The organism is Exiguobacterium sp. TDN 0502 (assembly GCF_050846835.1).
Taxonomy (GTDB): domain Bacteria; phylum Bacillota; class Bacilli; order Exiguobacteriales; family Exiguobacteriaceae; genus Exiguobacterium_A.
In genome coordinates this window covers 48,804-75,777 of sequence record NZ_JBOZGJ010000014.1, presented here as the reverse complement: position 1 = coordinate 75,777, position 26,974 = coordinate 48,804, and the positions used below count along the sequence as shown (strand labels likewise).

32 protein-coding genes are annotated in these 26,974 nt (G+C 41.7%); 18 read left to right on the top strand and 14 right to left on the bottom strand.

Translation table 11 applies throughout. From position 1 onward, the window contains the following. The 3 genes from ACRPK8_RS13465 to ACRPK8_RS13455 all read left to right on the top strand — a co-directional run. Nucleotides 1-838 (top strand): hypothetical protein (locus ACRPK8_RS13465; protein WP_432238648.1); only part of this gene is annotated, 838 nt, incomplete at its 5' end. A 52-nt stretch (nucleotides 839-890) separates the two neighbouring features. Further along, nucleotides 891-2,207, top strand: a complete 1,317-nt coding sequence (locus tag ACRPK8_RS13460) for a sensor histidine kinase (protein ID WP_050678843.1) — start codon at nucleotides 891-893, stop codon at nucleotides 2,205-2,207. Beyond that, nucleotides 2,204-2,875, top strand: a complete 672-nt coding sequence (locus ACRPK8_RS13455; protein WP_029343435.1) for a response regulator transcription factor — start codon at nucleotides 2,204-2,206, stop codon at nucleotides 2,873-2,875. Before ACRPK8_RS13460 ends, ACRPK8_RS13455 begins: the two co-directional genes overlap by 4 nt. 60 nt (nucleotides 2,876-2,935) lie before the next feature. Here ACRPK8_RS13455 and ACRPK8_RS13450 read toward each other — a convergent pair whose 3' ends face one another. Continuing rightward, nucleotides 2,936-3,508: a YdhK family protein gene (locus ACRPK8_RS13450; RefSeq protein WP_029343434.1), complete on the bottom strand. Its 573-nt coding sequence runs from the start codon at nucleotides 3,506-3,508 to the stop codon at nucleotides 2,936-2,938. Between the two features lie 187 nt (nucleotides 3,509-3,695). Here ACRPK8_RS13450 and ACRPK8_RS13445 point away from each other — a divergent pair, with 187 nt between their 5' ends. The 3 genes from ACRPK8_RS13445 (at nucleotide 3,696) to ACRPK8_RS13435 (ending at nucleotide 6,631) form a co-directional block, all read left to right on the top strand. Further along, nucleotides 3,696-5,210, top strand: coding sequence for a multicopper oxidase family protein (locus ACRPK8_RS13445; protein WP_373954356.1), 1,515 nt, complete (start codon nucleotides 3,696-3,698; stop codon nucleotides 5,208-5,210). A 91-nt stretch (nucleotides 5,211-5,301) separates the two neighbouring features. Then, entirely contained in the window at nucleotides 5,302-5,628 is a 327-nt protein-coding gene (locus ACRPK8_RS13440) for a four-helix bundle copper-binding protein (protein ID WP_071908772.1), read from the top strand. A 322-nt stretch (nucleotides 5,629-5,950) separates the two neighbouring features. Continuing rightward, complete coding sequence (locus ACRPK8_RS13435) at nucleotides 5,951-6,631, top strand: response regulator transcription factor (RefSeq protein ID WP_347355628.1); 681 nt, start codon at nucleotides 5,951-5,953, stop codon at nucleotides 6,629-6,631. Between the two features lie 37 nt (nucleotides 6,632-6,668). On the opposite strand, the gene ACRPK8_RS13430 is transcribed toward ACRPK8_RS13435, so the two are convergent. Then, nucleotides 6,669-7,172 carry a PCYCGC motif-containing (lipo)protein gene (locus ACRPK8_RS13430; RefSeq protein WP_371743339.1) on the bottom strand — a complete coding sequence of 168 codons (504 nt, stop codon included), beginning with the start codon at nucleotides 7,170-7,172 and terminating at the stop codon, nucleotides 6,669-6,671. Between the two features lie 432 nt (nucleotides 7,173-7,604). Between ACRPK8_RS13430 and ACRPK8_RS13425 the strand changes: the two genes are divergently transcribed. Beyond that, nucleotides 7,605-9,611, top strand: coding sequence for a heavy metal translocating P-type ATPase (locus tag ACRPK8_RS13425; RefSeq protein ID WP_214860466.1), 2,007 nt, complete (start codon nucleotides 7,605-7,607; stop codon nucleotides 9,609-9,611). A gap of 231 nt (nucleotides 9,612-9,842) precedes the next feature. Here ACRPK8_RS13425 and ACRPK8_RS13420 read toward each other — a convergent pair whose 3' ends face one another. From ACRPK8_RS13420 to ACRPK8_RS13380, 9 genes are all read right to left on the bottom strand, one after another. Further along, on the bottom strand, nucleotides 9,843-10,094 hold the full coding sequence (locus ACRPK8_RS13420) for a type II toxin-antitoxin system RelE family toxin (RefSeq protein WP_432238647.1): 252 nt from the start codon (nucleotides 10,092-10,094) through the stop codon (nucleotides 9,843-9,845). Nucleotides 10,095-10,108: 14 nt separating this feature from the next. Continuing rightward, nucleotides 10,109-10,333, bottom strand: a complete 225-nt coding sequence (relB, locus tag ACRPK8_RS13415) for a type II toxin-antitoxin system RelB family antitoxin (protein WP_214860464.1) — start codon at nucleotides 10,331-10,333, stop codon at nucleotides 10,109-10,111. Between the two features lie 234 nt (nucleotides 10,334-10,567). Continuing rightward, nucleotides 10,568-10,756 carry a hypothetical protein gene (locus ACRPK8_RS13410; RefSeq protein ID WP_373954365.1) on the bottom strand — a complete coding sequence of 63 codons (189 nt, stop codon included), beginning with the start codon at nucleotides 10,754-10,756 and terminating at the stop codon, nucleotides 10,568-10,570. A gap of 457 nt (nucleotides 10,757-11,213) precedes the next feature. Further along, a complete protein-coding gene (locus ACRPK8_RS13405; protein ID WP_432238646.1) occupies nucleotides 11,214-11,690 on the bottom strand; it encodes a tautomerase family protein in 477 nt (158 codons plus the stop codon). Continuing rightward, nucleotides 11,690-11,899, bottom strand: a complete 210-nt coding sequence (locus ACRPK8_RS13400) for a heme-binding protein (protein WP_432238645.1) — start codon at nucleotides 11,897-11,899, stop codon at nucleotides 11,690-11,692. The genes ACRPK8_RS13405 and ACRPK8_RS13400 overlap by 1 nt, the downstream gene beginning before the upstream one ends. Then, on the bottom strand, nucleotides 11,877-12,164 hold the full coding sequence (locus ACRPK8_RS13395) for a heme-binding protein (RefSeq protein WP_347355623.1): 288 nt from the start codon (nucleotides 12,162-12,164) through the stop codon (nucleotides 11,877-11,879). Before ACRPK8_RS13395 ends, ACRPK8_RS13400 begins: the two co-directional genes overlap by 23 nt. A gap of 41 nt (nucleotides 12,165-12,205) precedes the next feature. After that, nucleotides 12,206-13,045 (bottom strand): aldo/keto reductase, encoded by an 840-nt coding sequence (locus ACRPK8_RS13390; RefSeq protein ID WP_214860460.1) that lies wholly within the window; start codon nucleotides 13,043-13,045, stop codon nucleotides 12,206-12,208. A gap of 217 nt (nucleotides 13,046-13,262) precedes the next feature. Continuing rightward, the gene (locus ACRPK8_RS13385) at nucleotides 13,263-13,592 is read right to left on the bottom strand and encodes a winged helix-turn-helix transcriptional regulator (protein WP_058705278.1); all 330 of its coding nucleotides are present in this window, start codon (nucleotides 13,590-13,592) and stop codon (nucleotides 13,263-13,265) included. 214 nt (nucleotides 13,593-13,806) lie between these two features. Then, complete coding sequence (locus tag ACRPK8_RS13380) at nucleotides 13,807-14,520, bottom strand: hypothetical protein (RefSeq protein WP_432238644.1); 714 nt, start codon at nucleotides 14,518-14,520, stop codon at nucleotides 13,807-13,809. On the opposite strand from ACRPK8_RS13380, the gene ACRPK8_RS13375 reads away from it, so the two are divergent. The 11 genes from ACRPK8_RS13375 to sstT all read left to right on the top strand — a co-directional run bounded on the left by ACRPK8_RS13375 (nucleotide 14,519) and on the right by sstT (nucleotide 25,130). Then, complete coding sequence (locus ACRPK8_RS13375; protein ID WP_347355620.1) at nucleotides 14,519-14,767, top strand: hypothetical protein; 249 nt, start codon at nucleotides 14,519-14,521, stop codon at nucleotides 14,765-14,767. The two genes, ACRPK8_RS13380 and ACRPK8_RS13375, sit on opposite strands and share 2 nt — an antisense overlap. Nucleotides 14,768-15,017: 250 nt before the next feature. Then, a complete protein-coding gene (locus ACRPK8_RS13370; protein ID WP_347355619.1) occupies nucleotides 15,018-15,275 on the top strand; it encodes a hypothetical protein in 258 nt (85 codons plus the stop codon). A 43-nt stretch (nucleotides 15,276-15,318) separates the two neighbouring features. After that, nucleotides 15,319-15,963, top strand: a complete 645-nt coding sequence (locus tag ACRPK8_RS13365; RefSeq protein WP_347355618.1) for a hypothetical protein — start codon at nucleotides 15,319-15,321, stop codon at nucleotides 15,961-15,963. Next, the gene (locus ACRPK8_RS13360; protein ID WP_347355617.1) at nucleotides 15,935-16,621 is read left to right on the top strand and encodes a hypothetical protein; all 687 of its coding nucleotides are present in this window, start codon (nucleotides 15,935-15,937) and stop codon (nucleotides 16,619-16,621) included. The genes ACRPK8_RS13365 and ACRPK8_RS13360 overlap by 29 nt, the downstream gene beginning before the upstream one ends. Before the next feature lie 137 nt (nucleotides 16,622-16,758). Continuing rightward, a complete protein-coding gene (locus ACRPK8_RS13355; RefSeq protein WP_347355616.1) occupies nucleotides 16,759-17,778 on the top strand; it encodes a LacI family DNA-binding transcriptional regulator in 1,020 nt (339 codons plus the stop codon). A 114-nt stretch (nucleotides 17,779-17,892) separates the two neighbouring features. After that, nucleotides 17,893-20,076, top strand: a complete 2,184-nt coding sequence (locus tag ACRPK8_RS13350) for an alpha-galactosidase (RefSeq protein WP_373954811.1) — start codon at nucleotides 17,893-17,895, stop codon at nucleotides 20,074-20,076. Nucleotides 20,077-20,098: 22 nt separating this feature from the next. Then, complete coding sequence (locus ACRPK8_RS13345) at nucleotides 20,099-21,346, top strand: extracellular solute-binding protein (RefSeq protein WP_069940528.1); 1,248 nt, start codon at nucleotides 20,099-20,101, stop codon at nucleotides 21,344-21,346. 18 nt (nucleotides 21,347-21,364) lie between these two features. Further along, a complete protein-coding gene (locus tag ACRPK8_RS13340) occupies nucleotides 21,365-22,237 on the top strand; it encodes a carbohydrate ABC transporter permease (RefSeq protein WP_029341502.1) in 873 nt (290 codons plus the stop codon). A gap of 10 nt (nucleotides 22,238-22,247) precedes the next feature. Beyond that, a complete protein-coding gene (locus ACRPK8_RS13335) occupies nucleotides 22,248-23,075 on the top strand; it encodes a carbohydrate ABC transporter permease (RefSeq protein WP_432238643.1) in 828 nt (275 codons plus the stop codon). Between the two features lie 146 nt (nucleotides 23,076-23,221). Beyond that, nucleotides 23,222-23,530, top strand: a complete 309-nt coding sequence (locus ACRPK8_RS13330; RefSeq protein WP_347355614.1) for a hypothetical protein — start codon at nucleotides 23,222-23,224, stop codon at nucleotides 23,528-23,530. Between the two features lie 328 nt (nucleotides 23,531-23,858). Then, complete coding sequence (gene sstT, locus ACRPK8_RS13325) at nucleotides 23,859-25,130, top strand: serine/threonine transporter SstT (RefSeq protein ID WP_069940532.1); 1,272 nt, start codon at nucleotides 23,859-23,861, stop codon at nucleotides 25,128-25,130. A 75-nt stretch (nucleotides 25,131-25,205) separates the two neighbouring features. On the opposite strand, the gene ACRPK8_RS13320 is transcribed toward sstT, so the two are convergent. The 3 genes from ACRPK8_RS13320 to ACRPK8_RS13310 form a co-directional block, all read right to left on the bottom strand. Then, nucleotides 25,206-25,592: a hypothetical protein gene (locus ACRPK8_RS13320; RefSeq protein WP_069940533.1), complete on the bottom strand. Its 387-nt coding sequence runs from the start codon at nucleotides 25,590-25,592 to the stop codon at nucleotides 25,206-25,208. A gap of 27 nt (nucleotides 25,593-25,619) precedes the next feature. After that, nucleotides 25,620-25,856 carry a hypothetical protein gene (locus ACRPK8_RS13315; protein ID WP_347355612.1) on the bottom strand — a complete coding sequence of 79 codons (237 nt, stop codon included), beginning with the start codon at nucleotides 25,854-25,856 and terminating at the stop codon, nucleotides 25,620-25,622. A gap of 330 nt (nucleotides 25,857-26,186) precedes the next feature. Further along, nucleotides 26,187-26,963, bottom strand: coding sequence for a phosphatidylserine decarboxylase (locus ACRPK8_RS13310; RefSeq protein WP_373954384.1), 777 nt, complete (start codon nucleotides 26,961-26,963; stop codon nucleotides 26,187-26,189). Nucleotides 26,964-26,974: the final 11 nt, after the last annotated feature.

The following is a 26,974-nucleotide window of genomic DNA, read 5'->3' as shown; positions in this document are numbered from 1 at the left end:
TTCTTTTTTCGCAAAAGGAGTGCAGAACTGTGTACGTTTCCGTCGCACAAGTCTGCACTCCTATTCTGCATTACACAAAGTGATGGAGAACATAAAACAACTTAAACCTGTAAGTATAGATATTCATATTTCTTCAAAAGAAGGATGGGTTCGAAAGCTATTTCCTGATTTTAAATATTTTGATTCATTTTCAAAAAAAGAATCAGAAGAAGGGTATATTAGTAATCTGATTGAATATTGTACTTCTCAAGAAATAGGCTGGATTATCCCTTTAAGCGAACAAGAAGCATCTACGTTATCAAAACATAAGTTGAAAATGAGAAAAAATAACGTAGCGTTTATAACATCCTTTGACTGGGATAAAACAGTACTTCATGATTCATTTTCGGTTCAAGGTAATACTTTCACTTATTCTTTTGACCAGATAAAGAATGCGCCTGAAGGTGTAAAGGTGGGGAAAATTAATGCATATGTCGATTATCGATCTAGTGAAGTGATTTGCTGTTTTATGAGAGAAGAGTATGAACGGTACCAAGATACTGTTCTTTCATACGAGGTGTTTGCCAACTCGATTTTAGAGGAGTGCGTAGCAATAATTGCTCAAAGGCTTAATATAAAGGGTTCTTTTTCTTTCGATTATCAACGTGATTCGGAGGGAATGTATACGATTACAAAAATAGAATGTTTCATGACGCATTCTACTCGTGAGGCTATTTTTAGTGATTATGATTTCGCTAATTATTTGTGGAGCAATATTCAAGGAATTGTCCTTTTAAAAGAATCAAATGATAAAAGCTCTTTTGTGTATCGCCTAAATGAAGAATACTTTCTTTTCTAAATCTCAACAGTTTGTTTTTATATGTAATCATCTTAAATGAGAAAGGTACTTTATGAATAAACTTTCATTTAAAATAACGTTATTTTATTTTTTCGGGATTCTCATGATTTTCATTCTCTCATCTGCTATTGTATACAACATTCTTGAGCATCAACAAGTAGAAAGTGAACTGGAGAGCCTTCAAGAGAGAGGCAATAGTCATCGAGATGTTCTTTCCACTAACTTCGACAAGCAAACAGTTGAACACGTTGTTTTAATGGAGGAAAAGGCGATGACTGATGTGATTATCTTAGACAAAAATAATCAAGTCGTCGATTCATCTAACGACGCTGAACAATTTTTGAACCCGGATTGGATTCAAAAAAAGGATGGAATCGTAGAAGGTAATTGGAGAGAGGGCAAATTTTTAGTGACGGTGAGTAATATTGAAGATGGCGGTCAAATAATCATGTTAGAGCCGACGAAGTATATACAGCATTTGATGGGGGAATTGAAACAACAAGTAGTGTTCTCTCTATTCTTGTTAGTACTTTTTCTATTAGTAAGTGTTTATTTTTTGAGTTATATCATTATAAAGCCACTTTTATCAATGAAAGAGGCAACGGTAAAGTTAAGTAAAGGCGAGGTGCTGAAAATCAGAGAAGCTGAGAGAAGCGACGAAGTAGGAGATTTAGCACGAGCGATCACTAAGTTATCTGTTGATTTACGTCACATTCAAAATACAAGAAAGCAATTTCTGACTTCAATCACACATGAATTGCGTACGCCGATTACCTACATTAAGGGATATGCAGGACTCCTCAAAAAAGACGAATCGAGATTTGGAGATATTATCTATGAGGAATCCGAAAGACTTCAAGAACTGATTGAGGATTTGTTTGAACTTGCTAGATTGGAAGAGCCACATTTTCAAATAGATCCTCAGATCACAGAGATGAATGATTTCTTAAAAAAAATCAGTGAAAGAATAATTTTTAAATTTGAGGAGAAACAAGTGAAATTAATTCTTCAAATTAATAAAACTCCCATCTACAAAGAGATAGACCAAGCTAGATTCGATCAGGTTCTCTTAAATTTACTGGATAACGCGCTAAAATATACACATGCGAACAAACGCGTATTTTTAAAACTTGATGAAAACTTTATTGAAGTTACGGATGAAGGTGGTGGTGTGGATGAGCAATCACTCCCGTATCTTTTTGATCGTTTTTATCGAGTAGATTCTTCACGAAATCGTGAAACAGGAGGTACTGGGCTCGGTTTGGCTATCACGAAAGAAATAGTTGAAGCGCACAAAGGGACCATCGTAGCTATTAATGTAGAAAACGGGCTGAAGGTTGTCATTGACTTGAGGGGGATTCCAGGATGAGAACCATTGCTTTGGTAGATGATGAGAATCGAATGTTAGAACTGATTGAACTCTATCTGCAAGACAGTTATACCTGTATTAAGCTGAACAGCGGAAGAGAGATATTGAACTTGATTGATGTAGATGAGCCTGACTTAATCATATTGGATGTGATGATGCCTTTAATGGATGGTTTTGAGACCTGTCAAAGGATAAGGGAAGTTTCGAATGTACCAATCATTTTATTGACAGCACTCGACGGAAAAGAAGAAATCGTAAAAGGATTACAACTGGGAGCAGATGATTACATTGTGAAACCGTTCGACGAGGCGGAATTGAAGGCAAGAATTCAATCGATTTTCAGACGAACTACAGTTTCTTCAGGATCAAAAATCGAATCGTCGGGTCTAATCTTAAATGAAGACGCCCATGAGCTGTATTATGATAATCATTTAGTCAAAGTCACGCCAAAGGAATTTTCATTACTTGCTAAGTTATTAAAAAATCCAGAACGTGTCTATTCAAGAGAGGAACTGCTCTCAAGTTTATGGTTAGCAAATGAGTGGACAGATGAACGAACGGTCGACTCTCATGTAAGAAACTTAAGAGAAAAACTTAGGAAACTCGAGTTTCCTATTGAAGAACACTTTCGCACAGTATGGGGAATTGGTTACAAGTGGGTTCCTTAAATAAGGAGAAATAAGACAAGAGAGGAACGGTTAAAAAACCGTTCCTCTCTTGTTTATCGTTTATTCTGCAGATAGTTCGTCTTCAGTCACCCATTTATGATTTTTCACTTCTTCACCTGTAGTCGATTCGAAATCAATCATATACACTGTTGTTTGCTTAGCTGAGTCGATAGTGGCCGTAGCATCCTTCATTCCTTTCATATGATCCGCGTCTACTTTTACTTCATCGCCTACTTCATAAGGAGATGACTTGGCATCTACAATCTCTTCTTGAATAATCCATTTATGATTCGTGACGCGTTTCCCGCCATTTGTAGGGTCATAAGAAATGCTATAAGCAGTAGTATCATAAGCTCCTACAATTTTAGCCTCGGCCCCTTTCATGCCTTCCATATGTGCTTCTTTGATCATCGCCATGTCGCCAACTTTAAATTTAGGGTTTTTAGCCTCTTGGAGCCCTTTCGGAACCTCTTTCGATCCAGACATGTCCATCGTCGAATGATCCATACCGTCCATATTTTTATCCATGCTTCCTGTTGATTTAGAATCATCACCATTGCTTCCGCACGCAGCGAGTGCTAAAGAAAGCGAAGCAGCCATAGTTGTCATAAAAATCTTTTTCTTTAATTTCATAAAAATTACCTCCAATTGTTTTTTTATGCTTTCCATAGACTCTATCACATAAATTTGCAGAAACATTGCAGAGAGCAGAAAAGTAACACATTGAAAAAAACTATAAAATTCATGGGTGGAAAGACATATTTTTTTCACAATCATTCTTTAAGTTAAAGATAATAATTAATTGAAGGGAATGATCCATGTGAAGAAAAGATGGTTAATCGCAACTATCGGTATCTTTACTCTCATGATTATAGTGGGCGGTTCGTATTTACTTTTTATCCGAGGTACTATGCCAAATAACAAACAGCACATGAAATCTATGATGAATGGAGGGAACACTACTACAAATCAGACTATGATGGAAGGTATGGGACATGGCGCGAGTGTCGATTTAAAATCAACTGAAGAAAAAGAGCGACGATTGAACATCCCTAAGATGCTAAAATCCGATCGTGAAACCAAGAATTCCATTCAATACACGATTGTCGCTAAACAGGGGGAGACACAGTTTTTCCAAGATAGTAAAAAAACTGAAACTCTAGGATATAACGGAAATTATTTAGGTCCTGTAGTGGAATTGAAAAAAGGAAAAATGGTAACAATCCGTACGGTGAATCGCTTATCAGAAGCGACTACATTCCATTGGCACGGTCTTGTTGTACCATCATCCGTAGATGGCGGACCACATCAGGTCGTGAAAGCTGGTGAAACGAAGGTAGTAAAGTTTAAAGTGAAGCAAGATGAATCGACATTGTGGTTTCATCCACATCCAATGGGGAAAACTGCTGAACAAGTATACAAGGGGTTAGCAGGATTGTTGTACGTAAAAGATGAAAAAACTAAAGAGACGATGCTACCTCAAAAATATGGTGAAAATGATATTCCATTAATTCTTCAAGATCGAAAAGTTAAAAACAGGAATGTCCTTGGATATGCTGATGTAGAAAAAACAGATGGGGCTTTAGGCGATACCCTCCTCGTAAACGGTACGATTAATCCATATTTCAACGTAAAATATTCGCAACTTAGAGTCAGATTGATAAATGGCTCCAATGCACGTAACTACGTAGTGAAGCTATCTGACGGTTCATCCTTTGAAAAAATTGCTGATGATGGTGGTTACATCTCAAAACCGAAAAACGTAAAGAAAATTGAATTAAGTCCAGGCGAACGTGTAGAGGTATTGGTAGACTTTTCAAAAAGAAAAATTGGTGAGACTGTTTCATTTGAGACGAATGGAGTAAGGGTCGTTAACTTCAAGCTGAAGGATAAACAAGGGACGAACCTAAGTGCATTGGCGCCGAAAAGTGGATATGAAAAGCCGCTAAAGACCTTGTCTACAGTGAATCAAAAGTTAACTCTTTTCGGGATGGGCAAAAATGTTGAAATCAATGGGAAAAAGTTTGATGAGAAGAGAATCGATATTAAAGCGAAACAAGGAGAAACCGAAATTTGGGAGGTCTATAATAAAAAAGACATGATGGGTGGAATGACTCATCCCTTCCACATTCATGGAGTCCAATTCAAAGTATTAGAGCGAAACGGACAGAAACTGGATAATCAAGAAGCAGGTCTAAAAGACACTATCGCTATAAAACCAGATGAACGAGTTAAGATTCAGATGACTTTCAAGGAAAAAGGGGTATTCATGTACCATTGCCATATCCTTGAACATGAAGAGAACGGAATGATGGGTCAGTTGAAAGTGGACTAAAAAATAGGTGAATGTTTTCATCTTTTCTTCACAAACTAAGGAAATAGACTTTGTGTAAGTCAAAAAAGACGGAAAATGGAGGTATTTTAGAATGAATACTGGACAACAAGAAATCTTAGGTGCCCTACACAACTGTATAGTGACTTGTAATGAATGCTTTGATGCGTGTTTGAGTGAACATCATGTTTCTTCGATGGCAGAGTGTATACGTCTAGACAGAGATTGTTCTGAAATTTGTAGTCTTTTAGTACAAGCTATTTCTCGAAACAGCAGCAATATTGATGTTCTTGCAAGAAGCTGTGTTGAAATTTGTGAAAGATGTGCCGACGAATGTTCGAAACATGATCATGATCATTGTAAAAAGTGCGCTGAGGCCTGTAATGAATGTGCAAAAGTCTGTCGTAAATTAATTGCTTAAAGCGAAGTGTTAAAAATGAAGGAGCATCTATGTCGCCATGCCGAAAAAGGTATGAGCTAAAAAGCTGATGCTCTTTCATTATTTATAAGCACTAAGATACTTAGTTATGAAAAAGTTCATAACCCTTATAGACCAGTAGTATGGTGAGAGAAAATAAGGATACATAGAAGATAACGATCAAACTCTTCATAAACACTTTCATGAAAATCAACTCCATTCTATAGGTTGAATTGATTATATAGAAAGTTCGTGAAATTTATGAGGAAATAGACTAACAATCATTTATTATTAAAAAATTTTAATGTAAGAGGTGGTGACTAGGATGGATAAAATATTAATTGTTGATGATGAAATAAGAATGAGGCAATTATTAAGACTCTATCTAGAACCAATAGGATATGAATGTAGTATGGCGAATGATGGGATCGAAGCTTTAGAGAAAGTGAAAAAAGAAACCTTCGATTTGATTTTATTGGATGTAATGATGCCAATGTACGATGGATTCGAAGTATGTAAGAAAATAACGGATTCTCACCCGGAAGTCCCTATCATCATGATAACGGCTCTAAATGATGCTGAATCCATCGTCAAAGGACTAGATGCTGGAGCTACAGATTATGTAACAAAGCCGTTTAACGGGGACGTACTTTTAGCAAGAGTTCGGTCTGTCATGAGAAGGAAAGCAAAAGAACCCGTTATCTACCACGGACTTACGTTCGATGAGAGCAACAATTTAATTTTACTAGATGGCAAGTCGATTGACTTTACACCAAAAGCACATGCATTACTGCGACTATTCCTTCAACATCCTGGAAGGCTGTTCAACAGACTAGAGCTTTATGAATTCGTTTGGTCTTATACGTCAGAATCGGATCCGAGGACAGTTGATTCTCATATTAAGATGATTAGAGAAAAGTTAAGAGAGTTAGATTACCCGATCGATATGCATCTGAAAACAATTTGGGGGAGAGGATATCGTTGGAGTGAGGATGAAACGAAATGACACTCTTGCTATAGGAGCAAAAGTGTCATCATAAAAATCATAAGGGAGTCGGTGTCGGCTTCGAGTATCCATCTTTATATGAAGAATCGATTGCAGAACGAATTTCTTTAACCGATTCTCCGTCCCGTTGCTTCAAAATAGACTTTACAGCAATCTCGAGACAGGTGCTGCATGTCGTTCCGTGACTTGTCCATTTCACCGATCCATTCGTCGCGTTTTCTTCTATAAAGCAATCATAATTATTTTTATGATTGACTGTTTCACCGCAACCGCAATAGCAAGGTATTTTCTCTAGTAGTTCACGATTTTTCCCTACAGCTTGATAAACATTTCGTACATCTTCAGGTTGAGTTTTTAAAAACGTAGGAAGTATCAACGATGATGATGTTTCTTCAATCTTGTCACCGCTCATATGTTTCGCATGATCTACCTCCTTTGAATGATTGGGAGTAGAAGACTTCATCGGGGATTGAGCACAGCCGACCGCAATCAGGGATAGGCTAATAAGACTTACGCTTTTTAAGAGTATGTTAAGTTTCACGATTGGATTCTCCTTAGAGATAATTTTGTAGGTGCATAAAACAAAGCTTTTTAATTGCGTTTTTTATATTAGCTCATTTGTCTGTTCACGATAGTACCTATTCGTTCATTTGACCATAGTCTTCATTAGTTCAGTTAATTCATGAATTGTCATCAATCATTTGATGTCTACCTCGAACTTGTCCTTTAATTCTTTTTAAAGTTTCAGTACTTGTGATTTTGGCGCTAAATAGTCCTATTCAAACAAATGGTCTCATTTTTTAAAATATATACTATACTTGTATGATAATTTTTATTTTTTAGTGTGTCAAAATACATTTTATATTTATATATATAAGTTTAACTGGAAGTAAAAACGAGATGTAGCTCTATATAGTCATGATCTCTCTATATACACCATACAGGTATATAGTACGTAAAAGGAGGTTTTCTTATGGATCACCATATCCATCACGAACATACTCATCATGAAGACCAACAAATGAGTGCTTCACATCATGAACATGAAGGAATGATCGGAGACTTCAAGAAAAGATTTCTCGTATCGTTAATGTTGACCATTCCAATCCTGCTACTTTCCAAAATGATTCAAGAATGGTCGGGTATCAACATTAGCTTTCCATATGACGACGTTGTTTTGCTTTTGCTATCCACAACTGTCTACTTCTACGGTGGATGGCCGTTCTTAAAAGGTAGCTTAGACGAAATGAAACAAAAAAATCCGGGGATGATGATGTTGATCGCTTTAGCGATTAGTGTTGCATACTTTTATAGTGTGGGCATCATCTTAGGTCTAGGAGAGGGACATGACTTTTTCTGGGAGTTAGCAACGCTCATAGATATTATGCTTTTAGGACATTGGATTGAAATGAAGTCAATCATGGGCGCGTCTAACGCGCTACAAGAATTAGTCAAATTGTTACCCAGTATTGCGCATCGAATTGATGATGAAAAAATAGAAGATATTGCGGTGTCGGAATTACAGACTGGTGACGTGATTCTGATCAAACCTGGGGAGAAAGTTCCAGTTGACGGTAAGATAATAAAAGGAGCAACAACAGTTGATGAATCGATGCTGACAGGTGAATCTCTTCCCATCGAAAAGAAAATGGACGACAACGTAATTGCTGGCTCCATTAATCAAGAAGGAAGCTTGACTGTTGAAACGAAAAATACAGGTGAAGGCACGTATTTATCGAAAGTGATCGAATTAGTCAGCGAAGCGCAGGCATCTAAATCTAAAACACAAAATTTAGCGAATCGTGCAGCAAAAATTCTCTTCTATGTCGCTGTTTTTGCCGGTGTGTTGACATTTATCATTTGGCTTGCATTAGGATATCCGCTCAGCATTGCTATCGAACGTATGGTGACTGTCATGGTTATTTCGTGTCCCCATGCACTAGGACTTGCAGCGCCATTGGTCGTCTCTGTCTCGACGGCGCTGTCTGCTAAGAAAGGTTTATTGATTCGAAATAGGACGCAGTTTGAAGATGCACGGAAATTAGACGCCATTATTTTTGATAAGACAGGTACTTTGACGCAAGGTAATTTTGGTGTGACGGATTTGATGCCAGTTGATGAAATTTCCTCAAACGAACTACTTCGTCTAGCAGCGGGAGTCGAACGTTCATCACAACATCCTCTTGCTAAAGGTGTAGTAAAAAGAGCAGAAGAGCTACAACTATCACTTCCATCGATTGAAGATTTTATGTCTATTACAGGAGTCGGATTGGAAGGGAAAGTAGAGGGCACGTTAATTCGTGTAGTGAGTCCTCGATATATTCGTCAAGAAAAAATAACGGTTGATGAGCTCGCTTTTGAAAAATTATCTGAAGAAGGAAAGACTGTCATATTTGTATTGAAAAACAAGCAATTACTAGGAATGATTGCACTTGCTGATTTAGTAAGAGAAGAAGCGAAAGAGACTGTGACTGCTCTTAAAAATAAAGGCATAAATTCAATCATGCTCACTGGTGACAATAAAAAGGTTGCACATTGGGTTGCCAAACAGTTGGGTATTGACGAAGTTCATGCAGAAGTTTTACCTGATGATAAATCAAGACAAGTAAAGAACATTCAATTGGAAGGTAGGAAAGTAGCCATGGTGGGTGATGGCATTAATGATGCACCCGCACTGGCACAAGCTGACGTAGGGATTGCGATTGGTAGTGGAACCGACGTGGCAGTCGAAACCGCTGATATCGTACTGGTCAGAAGTAATCCGAAAGATGTTCTCTCTATCCTTGAACTTTCCCGAAGCACTTATAACAAAATGATTCAAAACCTATGGTGGGCAGCTGGTTATAATATTATAACAATACCACTAGCAGCCGGCGTTCTAGCTCCCTATGGTGTGATCTTATCCCCAGCCATTGGGGCAGTACTAATGAGTCTTAGCACCGTCATTGTTGCTGTAAATGCTAGAACGTTAAAAATATGAAATCATTTGAAGTGATTTCAGAACTTATTAGTAGCCAAGCACTGGATTTAATCGCGTGTAAAAAGTCTATGAGTATTCGAAGACTTTTTACACGCGATTTTAATTTTATTAGAATATATGATGATGATTTATATAAAGAACAAATTTTTATTGCAATCATTATATAAAACGGTCGTTAAACAGACATATTCAAAAACTCATATGCTTACTTGTATATGAGCAATAGATGCCTTATTTATAAATGTCACGACGATGACCGATTTCAAGAATTAAGATCACGACTTTTTCATCCTGGATGTCAGCAATCAGACGATAATCACCGATGCGATAACGCCATTCACCCGATCTGTTCGAGACGAGTCCCTTGCCATGACGACGCGGATCATCCGTCCCGACCAGATTCTTCTTGATCCAGGACATGATGATCCGCACTTGTTGGGGATCCATCTTTTTGAGAGACTTTTGAGCTCCGCGCTCAAACACTACTGTATATGCCGTCATTCTAAATCAAGTTCTTTCATCATATCGTCGAAAGAGATCGCTTCTGATTTTTTACGGTGTGCTGACATCGAATCATGATAGAGTTGTAAATCGATTTCATCTTCGATACGATCGAGGACGGCATCGCGAACGAGTGTAGAAATCGTGATGTTCTTTGCCTTCGCATATTCCTTGATGAGTCGTGTATCCTGATCATCTAGACGTACGGAAATGGTACTCATGATTATCAGCTCCTTTGTAATACATTGTAATACAAATCGAGCTTTTAGTACATATAATTGAGTAGGATAATCTAGAATAAACATTCTCTACAAGATGAAAATTCGCTGCTGAATATCATGAATAAGTACTATGTGATGTCAGAAGTGGATTAGATCATGTTCAAATTGAACTAAACATAGTCATTCGTCCTTATTTTGACCATGTTTAGGTAATCGATGACCATAATTTTTTCTTCACTCCGTTAGATTGACACTTAATATTTGCTTGAACGAGACGATTTCGACGTCTAGATTTCGTTTGACGAGATGGACCTCCTCCTGTACATAATCGAGCTTCTCAACGAAGGCGTCGAAACGATGCGTCAACGGACCATTCATTGCTGTCACCGTGACAATGTCTCCACTGAAGATGGCATCGTTCAAGGCGTTCTCGATCGTCCCATCGATCGATCCTTCTGTGTCCTCGAACTTGAGATGATGTACCTCTTGGTATTAGCGTTTCAGCAATCCTTTGTGTTCGGGCATGAGGAACGGGATCCACTTCTTATTGCCTCGGTCTTCATAACTCATTAAAACCACTCCTTTTCATAATAAGAACATTTAAATCACTCCTTTTTATAATAAGAGCATTTGTTCCTGTTATGTTCCTCCTTTCTGACGTTTTCAATCCGTTTTTTTCGACGTCTCATCAATTCCTCCGTTTCTAGGGATGAAAAAAGGCAGTGACGAGGATCTCATCACTGTTCCAATAAATTTCGAAAAGAAAATTGATAAAAGCTTTTTTCTTTACCCATTCTGTTATACTCATTCATTTTTTATGAATGAAAATCGATTTTTTACTAAGCTAAAATCATGTTATTAAAGAACACTAATTTGAATATTAAATCAATCTTCTACTCTTCGTTAAAAAATCTTCATTTCTACCTGTGACACTGTTTTGCGCCCAATTTCCTGGAGACATTTCTCGAATAAGAATCAATATCTTATCTCCCGGTGCAGGGGTGAAAAGCGAGAGAACTTCAGTTAACTTATTCACCCAAGCATCTTTTATTTCTTGATCGAACGTATCCCACACATCGATCGTCAAGATAGCCATTCCTGCGACAGGAGTGACGTCTGTTGCATAAGACGCTCGTGTCTGCCAATTCGTTATGCGACTCTCGGAAGAAAAGGTCGGATCGGATGCCATGGTACCCGCTTTTCCAAAGTTTTCTGGTTCTTGTTCGTGAATCAAGACTTGAATCTTGTCAGGAATCATGTTCAATGTCTCGACCGTTATATTCGTCAGTTGATGGATGAGTTGTCGTTTCGTATCACGTGACATCGCTGGCCAAGTATTTAGAGAAAGTAATGGCATCAGAGCACCTCCCGTTCGTTTAGATAAGTACGCAATGCATTTACTACGATCGTATGATCTTCTTCAGGAGTTAACCCCGAAATTGTGATCATTCCGACAATCAGTCCACCATCCAGTATGATCGGGAAAGAACCGCCGAAAGCAAAGCTTGAGTCTAGTCGGTGTTCCTCGTTATACGTCATCTCGCTACATGCAGTCCGTAATTGCATGAAGTAAGAACTGTGAAGATGATAGTCGACGACTCGTTTTTTTTCGTTCGATCCATTCGCCATTGATGCGGGTCGTACCTGGCATCTTATAATGGAACATCGACGTACCATTGACAGTAATATCAATGGCGATGGATACGTTGTTTTTCTGTGCTTCTTGAATCAAGGTCAATCCTAACGGAAAGATATCATCGTGTGTGAATCGCTTAAAACGTAAAGTATGTTCTTCCTGTTGTGTCTGTTGTATCAAGTCTTCAATCGACATTGGTAAGCTCCTTTTCAGATCGGATAAAGTGTTCATGTTAATTAAAAGTCAAACGTATCTGGATCCGGTCCACTCCGAAGGTTTTCATTCAATTGGTTTAATCGTTCCATATCTTCTGGAAGGATTTCGAAATCAGTGATGCGCAGATTTTCTTGCATCCGTGAAGGCGTCATGGACTTAGGAATCGTGATGATACCCTGCTGAATATCCCATCGAAGAATGATTTGAGCAGCTGATTTCTTGTATTGTGTAGCGAGCTCCTGAACGACCTCATTTTCTAGAAGTTCCGCATTCATAAGCGGTGACCAGGCTTCAATTTGAATCCCATGTTCGCTACAGAATTGACGTAACTCTGACTGAGTTAGCTTCGGATGGAGTTCGATTTGATTGACGACAGGTATGATGGATGCATGTTGCAGTAAGTCTTCGAGATGGTGGATTTGAAAATTACTCACACCAATCGCGCGGACCTTGTCCGTTTGATACAACTTTTCAAGTGCATTCCAAGGAGCTTGATACTTGGCTTTCCCTGGCCAATGGATCAAGTAGAGATCAAGGTACTCCAACTGCATTTTTTCTAAGGATTCTGCGTAAGCAGCAAGTGTTTCTTCATATGATCCATGTGCATTCCAGACTTTTGATGTCACGAATAGTTCTTCGCGTGTTACGAGTCCTTCTTCGATAGCTTTCGCAATGCCTCTGCCGACACTTTGTTCGTTACCATAGATGGCTGCAGTATCGATACTACGATAGCCTTCGCGAATCGCAGTCACGACTGCTTGCTCGAGATCCGCGCCGTCCTCGACACGAAATACACCATATCCGACTTGGGGCATGTCCACACCATTGTTTAACCGTACTGTAGAGATTTTCATATTCATCTAGCTCCTTTATCAAAATTACAGCAAAAAAATCATGCTGTATGTGTGACATCATCATATCGGGAGCAATCAGAAATAAGAAGACGGCACTTTAAAGTTCCATAGTCACCAAAAAGTGACTTTTCCTAAATCACAGGGGCGAGGGAAGTAAAAAAAATCAAACAGCAAACAGCCCTGCATTCGAAAATGCAGGGCTGTTTAGGGAAGTACAGAAAAATTAACAGCTATTCTTCAAGTGTTCATTTTGGAGATGTTGCTCTCCCCAGTCACATAAGACATCCATGGTCGATTTTAATGATCGTCCATAGTCCGTTAACTCATATTCGACCTTAGGTGGAGCTTGGTGATAGATGACACGTCGAATGACACCGTCCTGTTCTAATTCTCTTAATTGCTGGACCAGCATTTTTTGAGAGACATTCGGCATGCGACGTTTCAACTCACTCGTCCGGTACTTATCTTTAAACAAGTGGCACAAGATGACGACTTTCCATTTCCCGCCGATTACTTTTAAAGCAGCTTCGACAGGAATACTAAATTTACTCAACACGATAACTCCTTCATCCATAAAATTAAAATACAATGACTGATTCCTTCGTTAAAAGAATTACCAAAACGAAATATAGCATAAGTTGTACTTTATTCAAAAGAAGTGAACTCTTATGACTAAATGAACTAGTATTGAGCATTACTCGTGTTGTAAAGCAGGACGTTAGCAAAATATCCGATTTAGTTTTCCTTAGGCGTAGCTTTACGTTATTTTATTTTTCTGCCTCTGCTTCATACTTCTCTAAAAATTCATCAACAGAGACCTTTTCATTTACTTCACTCGTTGATTTACTCGAGGAAATGGTGTGGGACGGTCCTTTTAAATCATCTGGACTTGATTGGATTTCGAGCACTAATGTATCACCTAAACCTGTTTCAAGCCCACTTCCGAAGCTAAAAGTTCGTGTTACATAAGCTTCAGCATAATTTCGTTGATTTTCGGAGTACACTTTTACGTTAGAAATCTTATAACTAAATGAATGTAGCTGTTGTTTATCCACTTTTGTACTAGATAGAAAAATTAATACAGCCTCGTCGCGTGAAGATAATCTCGATTGATTGGTGTGTGCCAACGGCGTATTGTTTAAAAAATCCGCTTTTTGTTGCTCCAGGACGTTCGTGAAAAAAGTGAAGGCTTGCTCCTTTGAAATCGTTCTTTCAGATTTTTCCTGTAAAATATTAGAAGTCGCTATTGCGTTACTGATCAAAAAGCCAGAAGATAGAAGTACACCTAAAGAGAGTGATAATAAAATAGTTTTCTTCAATATCAAAACCTCTTTCTGTTGTATGGATAATGTTACTATATAACAAAAAAAGCCAATAAAGGAAAGGTTGAAAAAGATGGGGAAATCGAATTCTAAGAAAAAGAACAGAAAGAAAATAGTCCTGATATGTTTCGGAACGCTAGCCATCATCGTACTACTCATGCCGATCCTATCACCGGTTCTGTTTACGGATGCTTCGCCGAGAGGTGCTCTAAGACACGAACTTTATAAAGAAGGCTATTTCTATCAAAGTTACTTTGCAATCATTACGGAACAAGATCCACAAGCGGAGCGTTACCATATGTTTTGGTACCATTGGAAAAGTGAAACAGGCGGAACTCCTTTTGTCTGTTATTCGAAGAAGGTGAGTGAAGAAAAGTATGCGGTCTCTTGTAGTACAGGTCCATGACCTGATTTTTCGGAGAAAAATCTTAAATAAGAAAAGTAGATACATCATGCGAAATAGGAGTGCAGACTGGTGCGATGGAAGCGTACGTAGTGCTGCACTCCTTTTGTAAAAAAGAAGATATAAAAGAAAAAATCATACATAGAAAATTTTTCAATGAAACTTAATAAAGGAAAATATCGTAATTATTAGTTGTATAATAACTTCATGAAATAAACATATTCAAAGAATACATATGTCGGAGGAGACGTCTATGGTAATATCGTTTCTTGGACTTGGTGTCGGGATATTCTTGTTGACGTTAGGCATTTATTTCATCCGCTCAAAGCATGCGAAAAAGACACCGTTAGAAGGACACGGGGATAGTGTCGACACGGTAGATTCATTCGTACTCAGTATCATTTTGTCAATTGGCGTCATCCTATTTTGTTCGTTGACCGTCAGACATTATGGCTACGTCTGTGTCTTAGGTGGACTGTTCATACTATACGCTGTCAGCGCAGCTTGGTGAGACTTATAGGAATTTAGAAAGTAAGATAAAGGGAGCACAAATCATGATTCAATTAGTCAAACAAATCGACGATCGTGTGCATCACATCGTCTTTCACCAAGAGGGACGTACTTTATTCTGCCGGGAAGGTGTTGCCCGAAAAGAGCAGGCAATCGATGGCGAGGATATGGTGGAAAGGAATGAAGAGTCCGCAACGAAGTGGATCGTATTCAAAAATCCGTTCCTCGCGTATCGTCAGAAAAAAACGTGGGTCCGTGAAAAGTTAGACGATGGATACATCCGGTCACCTTTTGCTCTGTCTGAAGCGATGGATTTTCGAGCCGACCGACGAATCATAAAGTTGCGTATTTTAAGCGCTCTATTGATCTTATTCAGTGGATTACTGACGCTGACAGGTAGCTTACCGATTCCAGGATATGTGACATTCGTTGTTCTGACTCTGTTCTGGCCGCGTGATCTCGAAGGAAAATCAGCACGTGCTCGCTTCTATTTTTGGTCTGGTGGACTCTTCTTATTCGCGTTAGCGGGCTCATCAAAAAACTATCTATCACCAATCAATCTCTCGATTAACGGAGCGGTCTGTCTCATCTCAGGATTCATTCTCCTGTTGTATGCGTCAGAACAATTACAGGAACTTGCGACGAAAGGAATCACATATCATGACGAATCAACAAACGAAGGTGATTGAACTCAAGCGTAATAATGGTCAAACGACCGACTACTGGGTCAGTTACCGGATGGGGCGCACGCTGTATCAGGTATCCGTGCAAGAACAAGCGGATGGTCAAACGGATGAAGGGGAGGTCATCAAAGAACAGTTCCCATTCTACTTTGGAATGAAGAAACGGATGCTCGAGTTAGCAGAAGAGAAAGAAGCACTTGGTTTTAGACTTTTGACCGAAGAGGAAAAAGCAACGCCTGTCATCGAGGAAGAAGAACCGACGCTCGATCCTGCTTTCTTTAAGCCAGCTATTCGTTATGCCTGGTGGATGCTTGGTCTCGGCATCCTTCTATTTCTCCTGCCTTCGCCGATCCTGAACGGTCTCGCGTTCGGACTTGGCTTATACGTCTGGTATGAGACGTTCGGTCAGCCGGGAATGCTGCGCAACTATCAGCGATATTTTCACGGCATGCTTGCGGGATTGACGATCTTACATGTGCTATCAGCGTTAGAGTTCGAGCGCGTCGCGCAACCGTACTATGCGACGATTTGTGTGATTTCCGCGATCGTGTTAGTGTTGCTCGTCGTTCAGCACCGCTTGAAAGAGACCGATCAAATCGGTCAGGAGGAAAGTGTTCGGGTTAGGAAAATGAAAGACATCGATCTCGATCGTTTAGATGATTGAACACGAGTAAACAGGAATCGTTGGATGAACGAAAGCAGGCAGAGCGATTCGCCTGCTTTTTTCTTTGTGTTGAAACAAGTCTATTTGTTTAGTAAAATGAGTTCACATTTTACTATTGTTCAGAGGAGTGAGGAATCATGGCAAGTATTCGAGAGGTGGCAAAATTAGCTGGTGTGTCGATTGCGACGGTTTCGCGTGTGTTGAATGCGGATGAGAAGTTATCAGTCAGTCCAGAAACCAGAGATAAGGTATTGCAAACGGCAAAACAATTGAACTATAGTCCGCGGCAAAAAAAATCGTATAACCAGCGGATTGCGACCGTCGGCTTGGTGACGACGGTCAACGAAATACAAGAAATTGATGACCCTTATTTCAGGGCAATTCGTCGCGGCATCGAAAGTGAAGCAGAACGCCAAAAAGTAAATGTTAATAAGGTCATTCGTCTATCTGAAAAAAAGGCGGATCTCGAAGGATTGAATCATCTAGGAGCGATTTTAGTGCTAGGTACCGTTGCGCCAGACATGTTAGAAGTCTTATATCAAAAAAATCCGAACATCATCGTGATTGATGACTCCCAAGCAGATGCACGGTTTGATGCCGTCTATTCTGATTTTAAAAGTGCGACGATTGCGAGTCTCGAGTACTTTTATGAGCTCGGTCATCGGCAGATCGCGTTCATCGGTGGCCATCGTGTCATCATGAATCAGAACGGTGAGTCGTTCATGAGTGAAGAAGAGGATCGCTATCAGACGTACGTCTCTTGGATGAAACAAAAAGAGTTGTCTGAGCATATACATGGGCTGCTTGGGGAATGGAAGACACTCGAAGGACTTCGTCTAGGGGAGCAGCTGGCTGAACACCAGGAGGTCACCGCGGTACTCGTCGCCAGTGATCCGATGGCAGTCGGTGTGTACCGGGCATTCCAGCGAAACGGTCATCAGATACCGGAAGACATCTCCATCTCGAGCTTTGATGATATCGAAATCGCTGAATTTTTAACACCTTCCTTAACGACGGTGAAGGTTGAAACAGAAGAATTAGGAAAGTTCGCTATCAAACTGGCTTTGGAACGAATTCGTGGCGAACGTTATCTGCCCATCCGTCTCATGATTCCCGCGCAACTGATCAAACGAGAAAGTGTATCTCCTAAAAATTGAAAATAGTGTTGACAAAGTGTTTACTAAACTTTAAGTTATAGATATGTTTAGTAAACGCTTTTTATTTTGTCTCAAAATGAAAGCGTCATCAATTGAGGGGGTTGGGTTTTGGAACTGATTCATGTTAACGAAACAGAAGGTATATTTCACTTAACAAATCGTCATTACAGCTATATCCTTCGGATCGAAGAAGGACAGGTCGTCGCCCAGGAGTATTTCGGTCAACCCATCAAAACGTATCATGGAGCACGAGAATACCCACGGATTGATCGATCGTTTTCACCTAACTTTCCGGATGCTACGGATCGATTGTTCTCGCTCGATACGCTCCTGCAAGAGTATCCCGGTTATGGGACGGGGGATTATCGTTCACCAGCGCAACAAATCAAACATGAAGATGGGTCAGATGTAACAGACTTTCGCTATCGCTCATACGAACGAATCAACGGAAAACCGAAGCTGGATGGTCTTCCCGCCACCTATGTCGAAATGGAGGAAGAGGCGGAGACGCTTGTCTTGATATTAGAAGATGCAAAGGAAGAACTCGAGTTGCGTCTAGCATATACCGTCTTTCGAGATCGACCGATCTTATCGCGATCCGTTCAGTTGCATAACGTCGGTACGAAAACACATGACATCCAAAAACTGATGAGTCTGTCACTGGATCTCCCGTCTCAACAATTGGAATGTCTGACGTTGAATGGTACGTGGGGGCGTGAGCGGATGATGGAACGAGAGACGATTACACGAGGCATCAAGGTGTTTGACAGTAAACGTGGTTCGAGTAGTCATCAAATGAATCCGTTTCTCGCGATCGTCTCACCGGAGGCGACGGAGTACAGCGGGGAAGTCGTCGGGTTCAGCTTGGTCTATAGCGGGAGTCATCAAATGACGATCGAGAAGGATCCCTATGGACAGACGCGAATTCAACTCGGGATCAATCCATTCGGTTTCCAGTGGCAACTGAATCCAGGCGAGTGTTTTCAAGCGCCCGAAGTCAACATCTCCTACAGCCAACACGGCATGATGCAAATGTCACACGCCTTTCACGCACTGTATCGCGAGCGCTTGGCGCGAGGAAACTTCCGTGACGCGGATCGTCCGGTTCTGATCAATAACTGGGAAGCGACGTACTTTGATTTTGATGAAACGAAAATCAAGCAAATCATGGAGGAGAGCGCGGCTCTTGGCATCGAATTGTTCGTGCTGGATGACGGCTGGTTCGGACGACGAGATGACGATTATTCCTCACTCGGAGATTGGTTCGAATATCAAGAAAAGATACCGAACGGGCTGAAACATCTCGCGTATCATGCCCATGCTCAAGGGATGCAATTCGGATTATGGTTCGAACCGGAAATGATTTCAAGAAACAGCCGACTTTTCAGAGATCATCCGGACTGGACGATCCATATTCCAGGTCGTGGACGATCCAAAGGACGAGATCAGTACGTCCTGGATTTCAGTCGAAAAGAGGTGCGAGACAATATCATCGAACAGATGACAGCTGTACTTGACGAAGTCGAGATTGATTACATCAAATGGGACTTCAACCGGAACGTCACGGAAGTCTTTTCGACCGCGTTACCAAGCGAGTTGCAAGGCGAACTGTTGCATCGCTATGTACTCGGACTCTATGAAGTACTGGAGTTCTTGACTGCGCGTTATCCGCATATCCTGTTCGAGAGTTGTTCCGGCGGTGGCGGTCGTTTTGATCCCGGGATGTTGTATTACATGCCGCAAACATGGACGAGTGACAACACGGACGCCGTCGCGCGTCTGAAGATCCAGCACGGAACGAGCATGGTCTATCCAATCTCGTCGATGGGCGCACACGTCTCTGCGGTCCCGAACCATCAAACGCATCGCAAGACGAGTCTTGAAATGCGAGGTCACGTTGCGATGGCGGGTGTATTCGGATATGAACTTGATGCGACACGGTTATCGGAACAGGAGAAGGCGATCGTCAAACAGCAAATCGCGTTTTACAAAACGCATCGGCGTACGCTTCAATACGGAACGTTTTATCGGTTGGAGAGTGCGTTCACAAGCAATCATCCAGCTTGGATGTTCATCTCACAGGAGCAAGATGAGATCATCGTCTGTGATGTCACCGTCTTGAGTGAAGCTGCGGCACCGATTCGGACACTGAAATTGAGTGGTCTCGATCCTCAAGCGATCTACGAACTAGAAGGAGCTCGTTACGGCGGAGATGAGCTCATGTACGTCGGATTATATGTGCCGCCAACCGTCAACGGAGATTTTGACAGCCGGTTATATGTCTTGAAAAAAATATAAGAGCATTCAGGAGGCAATCATGATGAATAAGTCGATGAAATTAGGAATGGCAGGCATTCTCTCGTCTTCGTTATTGTTTGGAGCAGGCTGTACGATGGGAGCGAATTCGGATCAGACCGAGATTGAGTTCTTTTCACAAAAAGTCGAGATGAAAGCAACGTTAGATCAAATCATTAAGGATTTCGAGAAGAAGAATCCCGACATCGATGTGAAGCTGACGAGCGTCAGCAATGCCGGTACCGTTTTAAAAACGCGGATTGCTGGTGGTGATGTCCCGGACATCGTCCATACCTATCCACAAAACGCGGATTTCAAAGGGTGGGCAGCAGACGGGAAGTTCGTTGATTTATCGAAAGAGTCGTTTTTAGGAAATCTCAAGGACGGTGCTGCCGAGTCGTATGCTGTTGATGGGAAAGTCTACTCGTTACCGCTGAACTCGAATGCCTGGGGCTTCTTCTATAATAAGACGAAATTCGATGAGCTCGGTCTACAGCCACCTAAAACGTGGGATGAGATGAAGGAAGTCGTCGCAAAAATCAAAGACGCGGGCGAGACACCATTTGCGAGCGCATTGACGACAGAGGACTCGTGGACAGTGAACGGATATCATCAACTTGCCTGGGCGACGGTCACAGGTGGATTCGAACAAACACAGGATGCACTCAAGAACAGCCCGAAAAATGGCATCAAAGTCGGAGATCCGAACTTTGAAGCGGTCGCGGACGAACTGAGTCTCGTCAGCGGAAATACGCAAAAGAATGCGAACGGTGCTTCGTATAGCGATGCGGTCGCTGTGTTTGCGAATCAAGACGCGTTGATCTTCCCGAACGGCATCTGGGCACTTCCAGTCATCCGGGACCAACAGCCTGATTTCGAAGTCAGTATGTTCGCATACCCGGGAAAACAAGCGGGAGAAGAGATGACGGTCGGAGCAGCCGACTTGGCGTTATCCGTCTCAGCGTCAGGATCGAAAAAAGAGCAGGCAGCTTCGAAGAAGTTCTTGTCGTACTTAACGGAAGGGGACGTCATGCAGAAATACTATGATAAGGATGGCTCACCAACGTCCGTCAAAGCTGTAAAAGCAGACGGATCCTTCAAAGAAACAAAAGCCGTCTCGGATCTCGTCTTCTCGGATAAACAAATCATCTGGTTGCATTCCGAGTGGCCATCGGAAGAAGAGTTTTGGCATTTGACTGTGGATTATATGAACAAAGGGGATAAGAAGAAGCTTTCGAATGATCTCAACACGTTCTTCAATGAAATGAAATAATCGAAAGGGAGTTGCCTCATGAAAGAAAAAGGATTCGTCAACCGCTACTGGCCCTATCTCTTCATCATCGTGCCACTCTTACTTCAAATCATTTTCTTCTTCATTCCCTTGGTTCAAGGTGTCATCTTCAGCTTCACCGACTGGACAGGGCTGACTAGCTCCTATCACTTCATAGGGATTGATAATTATATCTCGATTTTATCAGACACTCGTTTCCGGGATAGCATCGGCTTTACATTACTCTTTACGATTGGTCTCGTCGCTGGTCAAATCGTACTCGGCATCGCGATTGCTAAATTATTGAACCGTAAGATCAAAGGAGTCGGGCTGTTTCGAACAGCCTACTTCTTTCCTGCGGTCATTAGCACCGTCACACTCGGCTTGATTTTTAAGCAGTTCTTCAACTACGGTCTCGTACCGCTCGGTGAATACTTACAGATTGAATGGCTGTCGCAAAGCTTGATCGCAAACGAAGGAACTGCCTTCTGGGGTCTACTCTTCGTTGCGCTTTGGCAAGGGGTCGCGATTCCTGTCGTCATCTTCTTAGCGAATCTTCAAAGCATTCCGAACGAGATTCGTGAAGCGGCGTCCATTGACGGAGCGAATGCATGGCAGACGTTTAAAAAAATCGAACTACCTTTTCTATCACCAGCGATCAGCATCGTCTTGATTCTTGCCATGAAGGCGGGTTTGACTGCGTTTGATTTAATCTACGCGTTAACGGGTGGAGGACCAAGTGGCTCGACGACATCCCTTGGACTACTTGTCTACAACTATGCGTTCAAAAATAACCAGTTCGGTTATGCCAGTGCGATTGCGATCGTACTGTTCATCATCATCGCGATCGTTTCGGTCATTCAAATCAATTCGTCCAAACGGTTCGAAGTTTAAGGAGGGCATCATGAAAAAAGATCGCATTCATATTCCGACCTATCTATTTTTGTCCATCGGACTCGTATTGATTGCTCTACCGATGTATCTGACGATTTTAAATTCCTTCAAAGAAACGCGTCAAATCACCGGCGGTTTCTTTGAGTGGCCAGATCCATTCACGGTTAATAACTTCCAGCGTTTATGGGAGGATGGTGTCGTCCAGTACTTCGCGAACTCGATGCTCATCACGACTTCGGCGATTGCGTTGATCATCCTGATTGTACCGATGGCTGCTTATTCGTTAGCACGTACGATGGATCGAAGCCGTGTGTTTCAAGGCATCTACATTTTTTTAATCATCGGGATTTTCGTTCCGTTTCAAGTCATCATGATTCCGATCACTTCGATGATGTCAGGACTCGGATTATCCAGTAAATTCGGCTTGATCCTGTTGTATTTGACGTACGCGGTACCACAATCGCTGTTCCTTTACGCAGGATATGTAAAAACCGTCATTCCGAAAGAACTCGATGAAGCGGCAGCGATTGACGGGAGCGGGAAGTTCAATACGTACTTCAAGATCATCTTCCCGATGATGAAACCGATGCATGCGACGGTGTTGATCTTAAATGCACTTTGGATTTGGAACGATTTCCTCTTGCCGTTGCTTCTGCTGAACCGCGATGAGTCAACTTGGACCTTACCTTTGTTTCAATTCAACTACCAAGGGCAGTATTTTAGTGATTTTGGTCCTTCGTTCGCGTCGTATGTGGTCGGTATCGTATCGATCCTCGTCGTGTATCTCTTTTTCCAGCGCCATATCATTGATGGGATGGCAAACGGATCAATTAAATAAGGAACTAGGGAAGCATGTATTTGACGCGCAAGTCGAATACATGCTTTTTGTATGAGGAAATAAAAGGAAAACAGAATTGGAATGAAGAATAGATTACCGTGTTATAGAAGCGAAACAACAAAACATTGAAAAGAGGAAAAAGAGACATGGAAGTACAGTGGAACGATAAGACTATCCTTGAACTCATACTCATCGTCTGGGTGATCGGTGCTATCATCATCATCGTGAGCCAGGCGCGGAGTAAGAAAAGCTTAAAAGCTAGTCTGATTAGTGGAACAATCATCAATCTTCTTTATACGACGGGTATTTCATTACTGTGGTTTTACACGATTGCTGTCGATGGGATCAGTCAGGTGTTAGTCGTCTTTTTCTTCGTCGGCATCTTTACGGTCCTTGAGTTTCTGTTCGTGATCGTTCTTTTGATCGTTAAACGCAAAAAATCAACCGTCTCTTGAGGAGTAAAGGAAGGTCGAGTAACACTCGTAAAAAAAGCTTTAGTTTACATAATGAAGTTGAAGGAGGCATATGTCTTTTTCTACTTTTTTTGTAATTATGCAATCGATTGCATCCGTATGCTCACTTAACATCCAGGAAAAGGAATCATATTTCTTGCAAAAAACTAGTTTTTATTTCACACGATTTATGCAAAAATAGAACACAACAAACTGCGAGAATTTTTAGAAAAGTGAATGACTAGACTATTCATCCTTTTGAGTAGAAGAGAGAAGTCATCGTTTTTCGAATTCTAAATAACTTATTTTTTGTAAGCCTGGAGGGGAACGTATGAAATTGTTGAAGATGTGGAACCAAATCAGTTTAGTGAAACAAATCGCGATTGGCTTGATCGTAGGGATTATTTTAGCCGTCACGATTCCTGAAGTAGCGAGTTCTTTGACCATCTTTGGAACATTATTTGTTTCCTCACTAAAGGCAGTCGCGCCGATTTTGGTCTTTTTCCTAGTTATGGCTTCGATTGTGCAACACAAAAAAGGTCAGCAAACGAACATGAAATCCATCGTCTTCTTATATCTGCTCGGTACATTTTTAGCGGGTGCGATTGCGGTCGTCGTTAGTTTCTTGTTCCCGGTTACGATTACACTGACAGAAGGCGCAGAGAAGTTGTCCGCTCCTGGAAACGCCATCGAAGTCCTTAAGAAACTTGTCTTGAACATGGTCGACAACCCCGTTAATGCGCTCATTCAAGCGAACTACATCGGAATTCTGACATGGGCGATCGTCTTAGGACTCGCATTAAAAAATGCTTCCGACACAACAAAAACGTTCATCTCGAATTTCTCAGATGGTATTGCTAAGATGGTCGGCTGGATCATCAAACTGGCACCCCTCGGAATCATGGGTCTCGTCATCGGTTCAGTCACAGAGAATGGACTTGGTTCTCTCGGTAAGTATGTAGGATTATTGGGCGTGTTGATTGGTACGATGCTTATCGTCGCACTCATCGTTAATCCATTGATCGTATTCATCAACGTCCGTCAAAATCCATATCCGCTCGTCTTTAAATGTCTACGTGAAAGTGGCATCACGGCATTCTTCACACGCAGTTCTGCAGCGAACATCCCAGTCAACATGGAATTGTGTAAGAAGCTCGGTCTCGATAAAGAGACATACGGCATCTCGATTCCGCTCGGTGCCACAATCAACATGGCAGGTGCGGCGATTACGATTACGGTTCTAACACTTGCTGCCGTCAATACGCTCGGGATTCAAGTCGATATTCCGACAGCCATCATCTTGAGTGTACTCGCTGCGGTCTGTGCATGTGGAGCGTCAGGTGTCGCTGGCGGATCACTTCTCTTGATTCCACTTGCATGTAGCTTATTCGGAATTCCGAACGATGTCGCGATGCAAGTCGTTGCCGTTGGTTTCATCATTGGGGTGTTGCAAGATTCATTTGAAACAGGACTCAACTCTTCGACAGATGTTTTGTTCACAGCTACAGCGGAATATCGCAAACGCTTGAAAGAAGGCGAGCGTTTCTCAATCAATCGTCAGTCGATGAATGATGAAGTAGCTGAAAAAGTCGTTAACGGCTGATCAGCTTCTCAATTATCATCATGATCTAAAAAAGAAAAGGCATCCCAGCTGAGGATGCCTTTTCTTATAGATAAATTAACCTTCTCCTAAAGCAACGTACTTTTTTAATTTCCCGTTGAAGCTGACTAGCAAAATCTCATTTCTTTCTTTAGTAGAGTATAGGACGGTACCCTTAGAGAGCTTCGTAGCAGTCCCATTATCAAAACCGTCTTTATCCGAACTTCTTCTTTTAATTTCTCCGACTTTTTCCTTCTGAGTGACTTCGGTTTTCTCTGCCCATGCTACATCTGATTGGTAGATCGTATCATTGAATTGAAAAATGTCTGCTTTAGCATCTTCGCTCAATACTTCGGATGCCGTCGGTTTTTCACTAGTACTTTGCATTATCTCTTCATTGTTACAACCAACTAATATCCATACCGTCATAATCGAGAAAGCGAATGATAAAACAACTTTTTTCATGATATAACCTCTTTCCCGTTTTGTAAGTTATTCCATACCGATACACGTTAACATCAACTGCTCTTCACGGTTACCATCCCATTTGATTCGGACATGGTACGTGTCACTCGCTTTAAAGATTTGTAAGGCGGCACTCGTCTCAAAGGTGGCGCCATCTCTTTCGGTTCCAATGAAGCTTTGGAAATGGCTAGAGCGTTTAGCATGTTGACCATCTGACAATTGACTATCGACAAACCAAGTCACAGGTTTCTGTTGTTGTTCCATTCGTTTCAGGTCCTGTCCGATATATGTTAGGGCGTAGCCCTCGCTTACCCGGTAAGATAAAGGACGCTCTTTGACTTGCCGGACATGAATCACAGCGTTCCAGGATTCACCTTTTGCCTGAAAGATGAGGTGTTCGGGTTCAGGTGTTGCTGAAGCGCGTTGAATACCATAGAACGTGAAAAGCGTGAGGAAAAGTAAGCATACAATTAATAAGGTTCGCTTGAATAAGCGCGTCGACATGAAGGTCACCTCTGAACAGCAGTTTCCTCTAGTCTAGCAAATTAGGATATCTGTTCTACTCAGGATTCTATAAGAAAAGGGAATCTGTTTTCAGGATATCCAGCGTCCGATCTGCTCACCCATCTTGACGCTACGTTCGATGCCAGGTGCGAGTTCGACGGTGTCCGGTGGCAAGACGAGGATGACGGTTGAACCGAACGAGAAGTAGCCGAACTCTGCACCACGCTCCAGCAGTCGTCCTTGATGTGTCTGAACGATCGTATTGACGTTCAGCGCACCGACCATGACGTGCTCGATCGCGCGGTGATCGACTTGCAGACGCGTGACCCGACGATAGTTGCGTGTCAGCGGACGTTTGCTGAATCGTAGCCCCATGTCATTGACGGGTGCCGATTCTCGCCCCAGTGTATAACTCGTCGTGATTTCGCCCGTGACTGGCGAGTGGACACGGTGGTAGTCGGTCGGACTCAAATAGAAAATTAAGGCGACACCGTTCGCGTAATCCTGGGCGCGTTCGCTTGAGCCAATCAGCTCAGCAACGGTATAGTCCTGTCCTTTGATCGTAAACCGACTATCTTGCGTTAACGCCGGGACGATGGAGAGGACGGCGTCACTCGGACTGACGAAGGCATCCGGCGCGGTTGCGATGGGTCGCATACCGGGACGTAACTCGCGTACGAAACAATCGTGCAGCGAGGTAAACGAATCAACGGACTTCAGCGCTTGATCCGTCTGAATGTGATAGGTGCGAATGAAAGGTCGGATGAGTGGTTTACTAAAGCGACTCATTGCAAATCGTTTTAGTGTGTTCGCAACAACCGGTCGAGCATTCAAGTGGACGATCGTATCAAAGATGGCTTTCTTCATGAGGTAAAAAC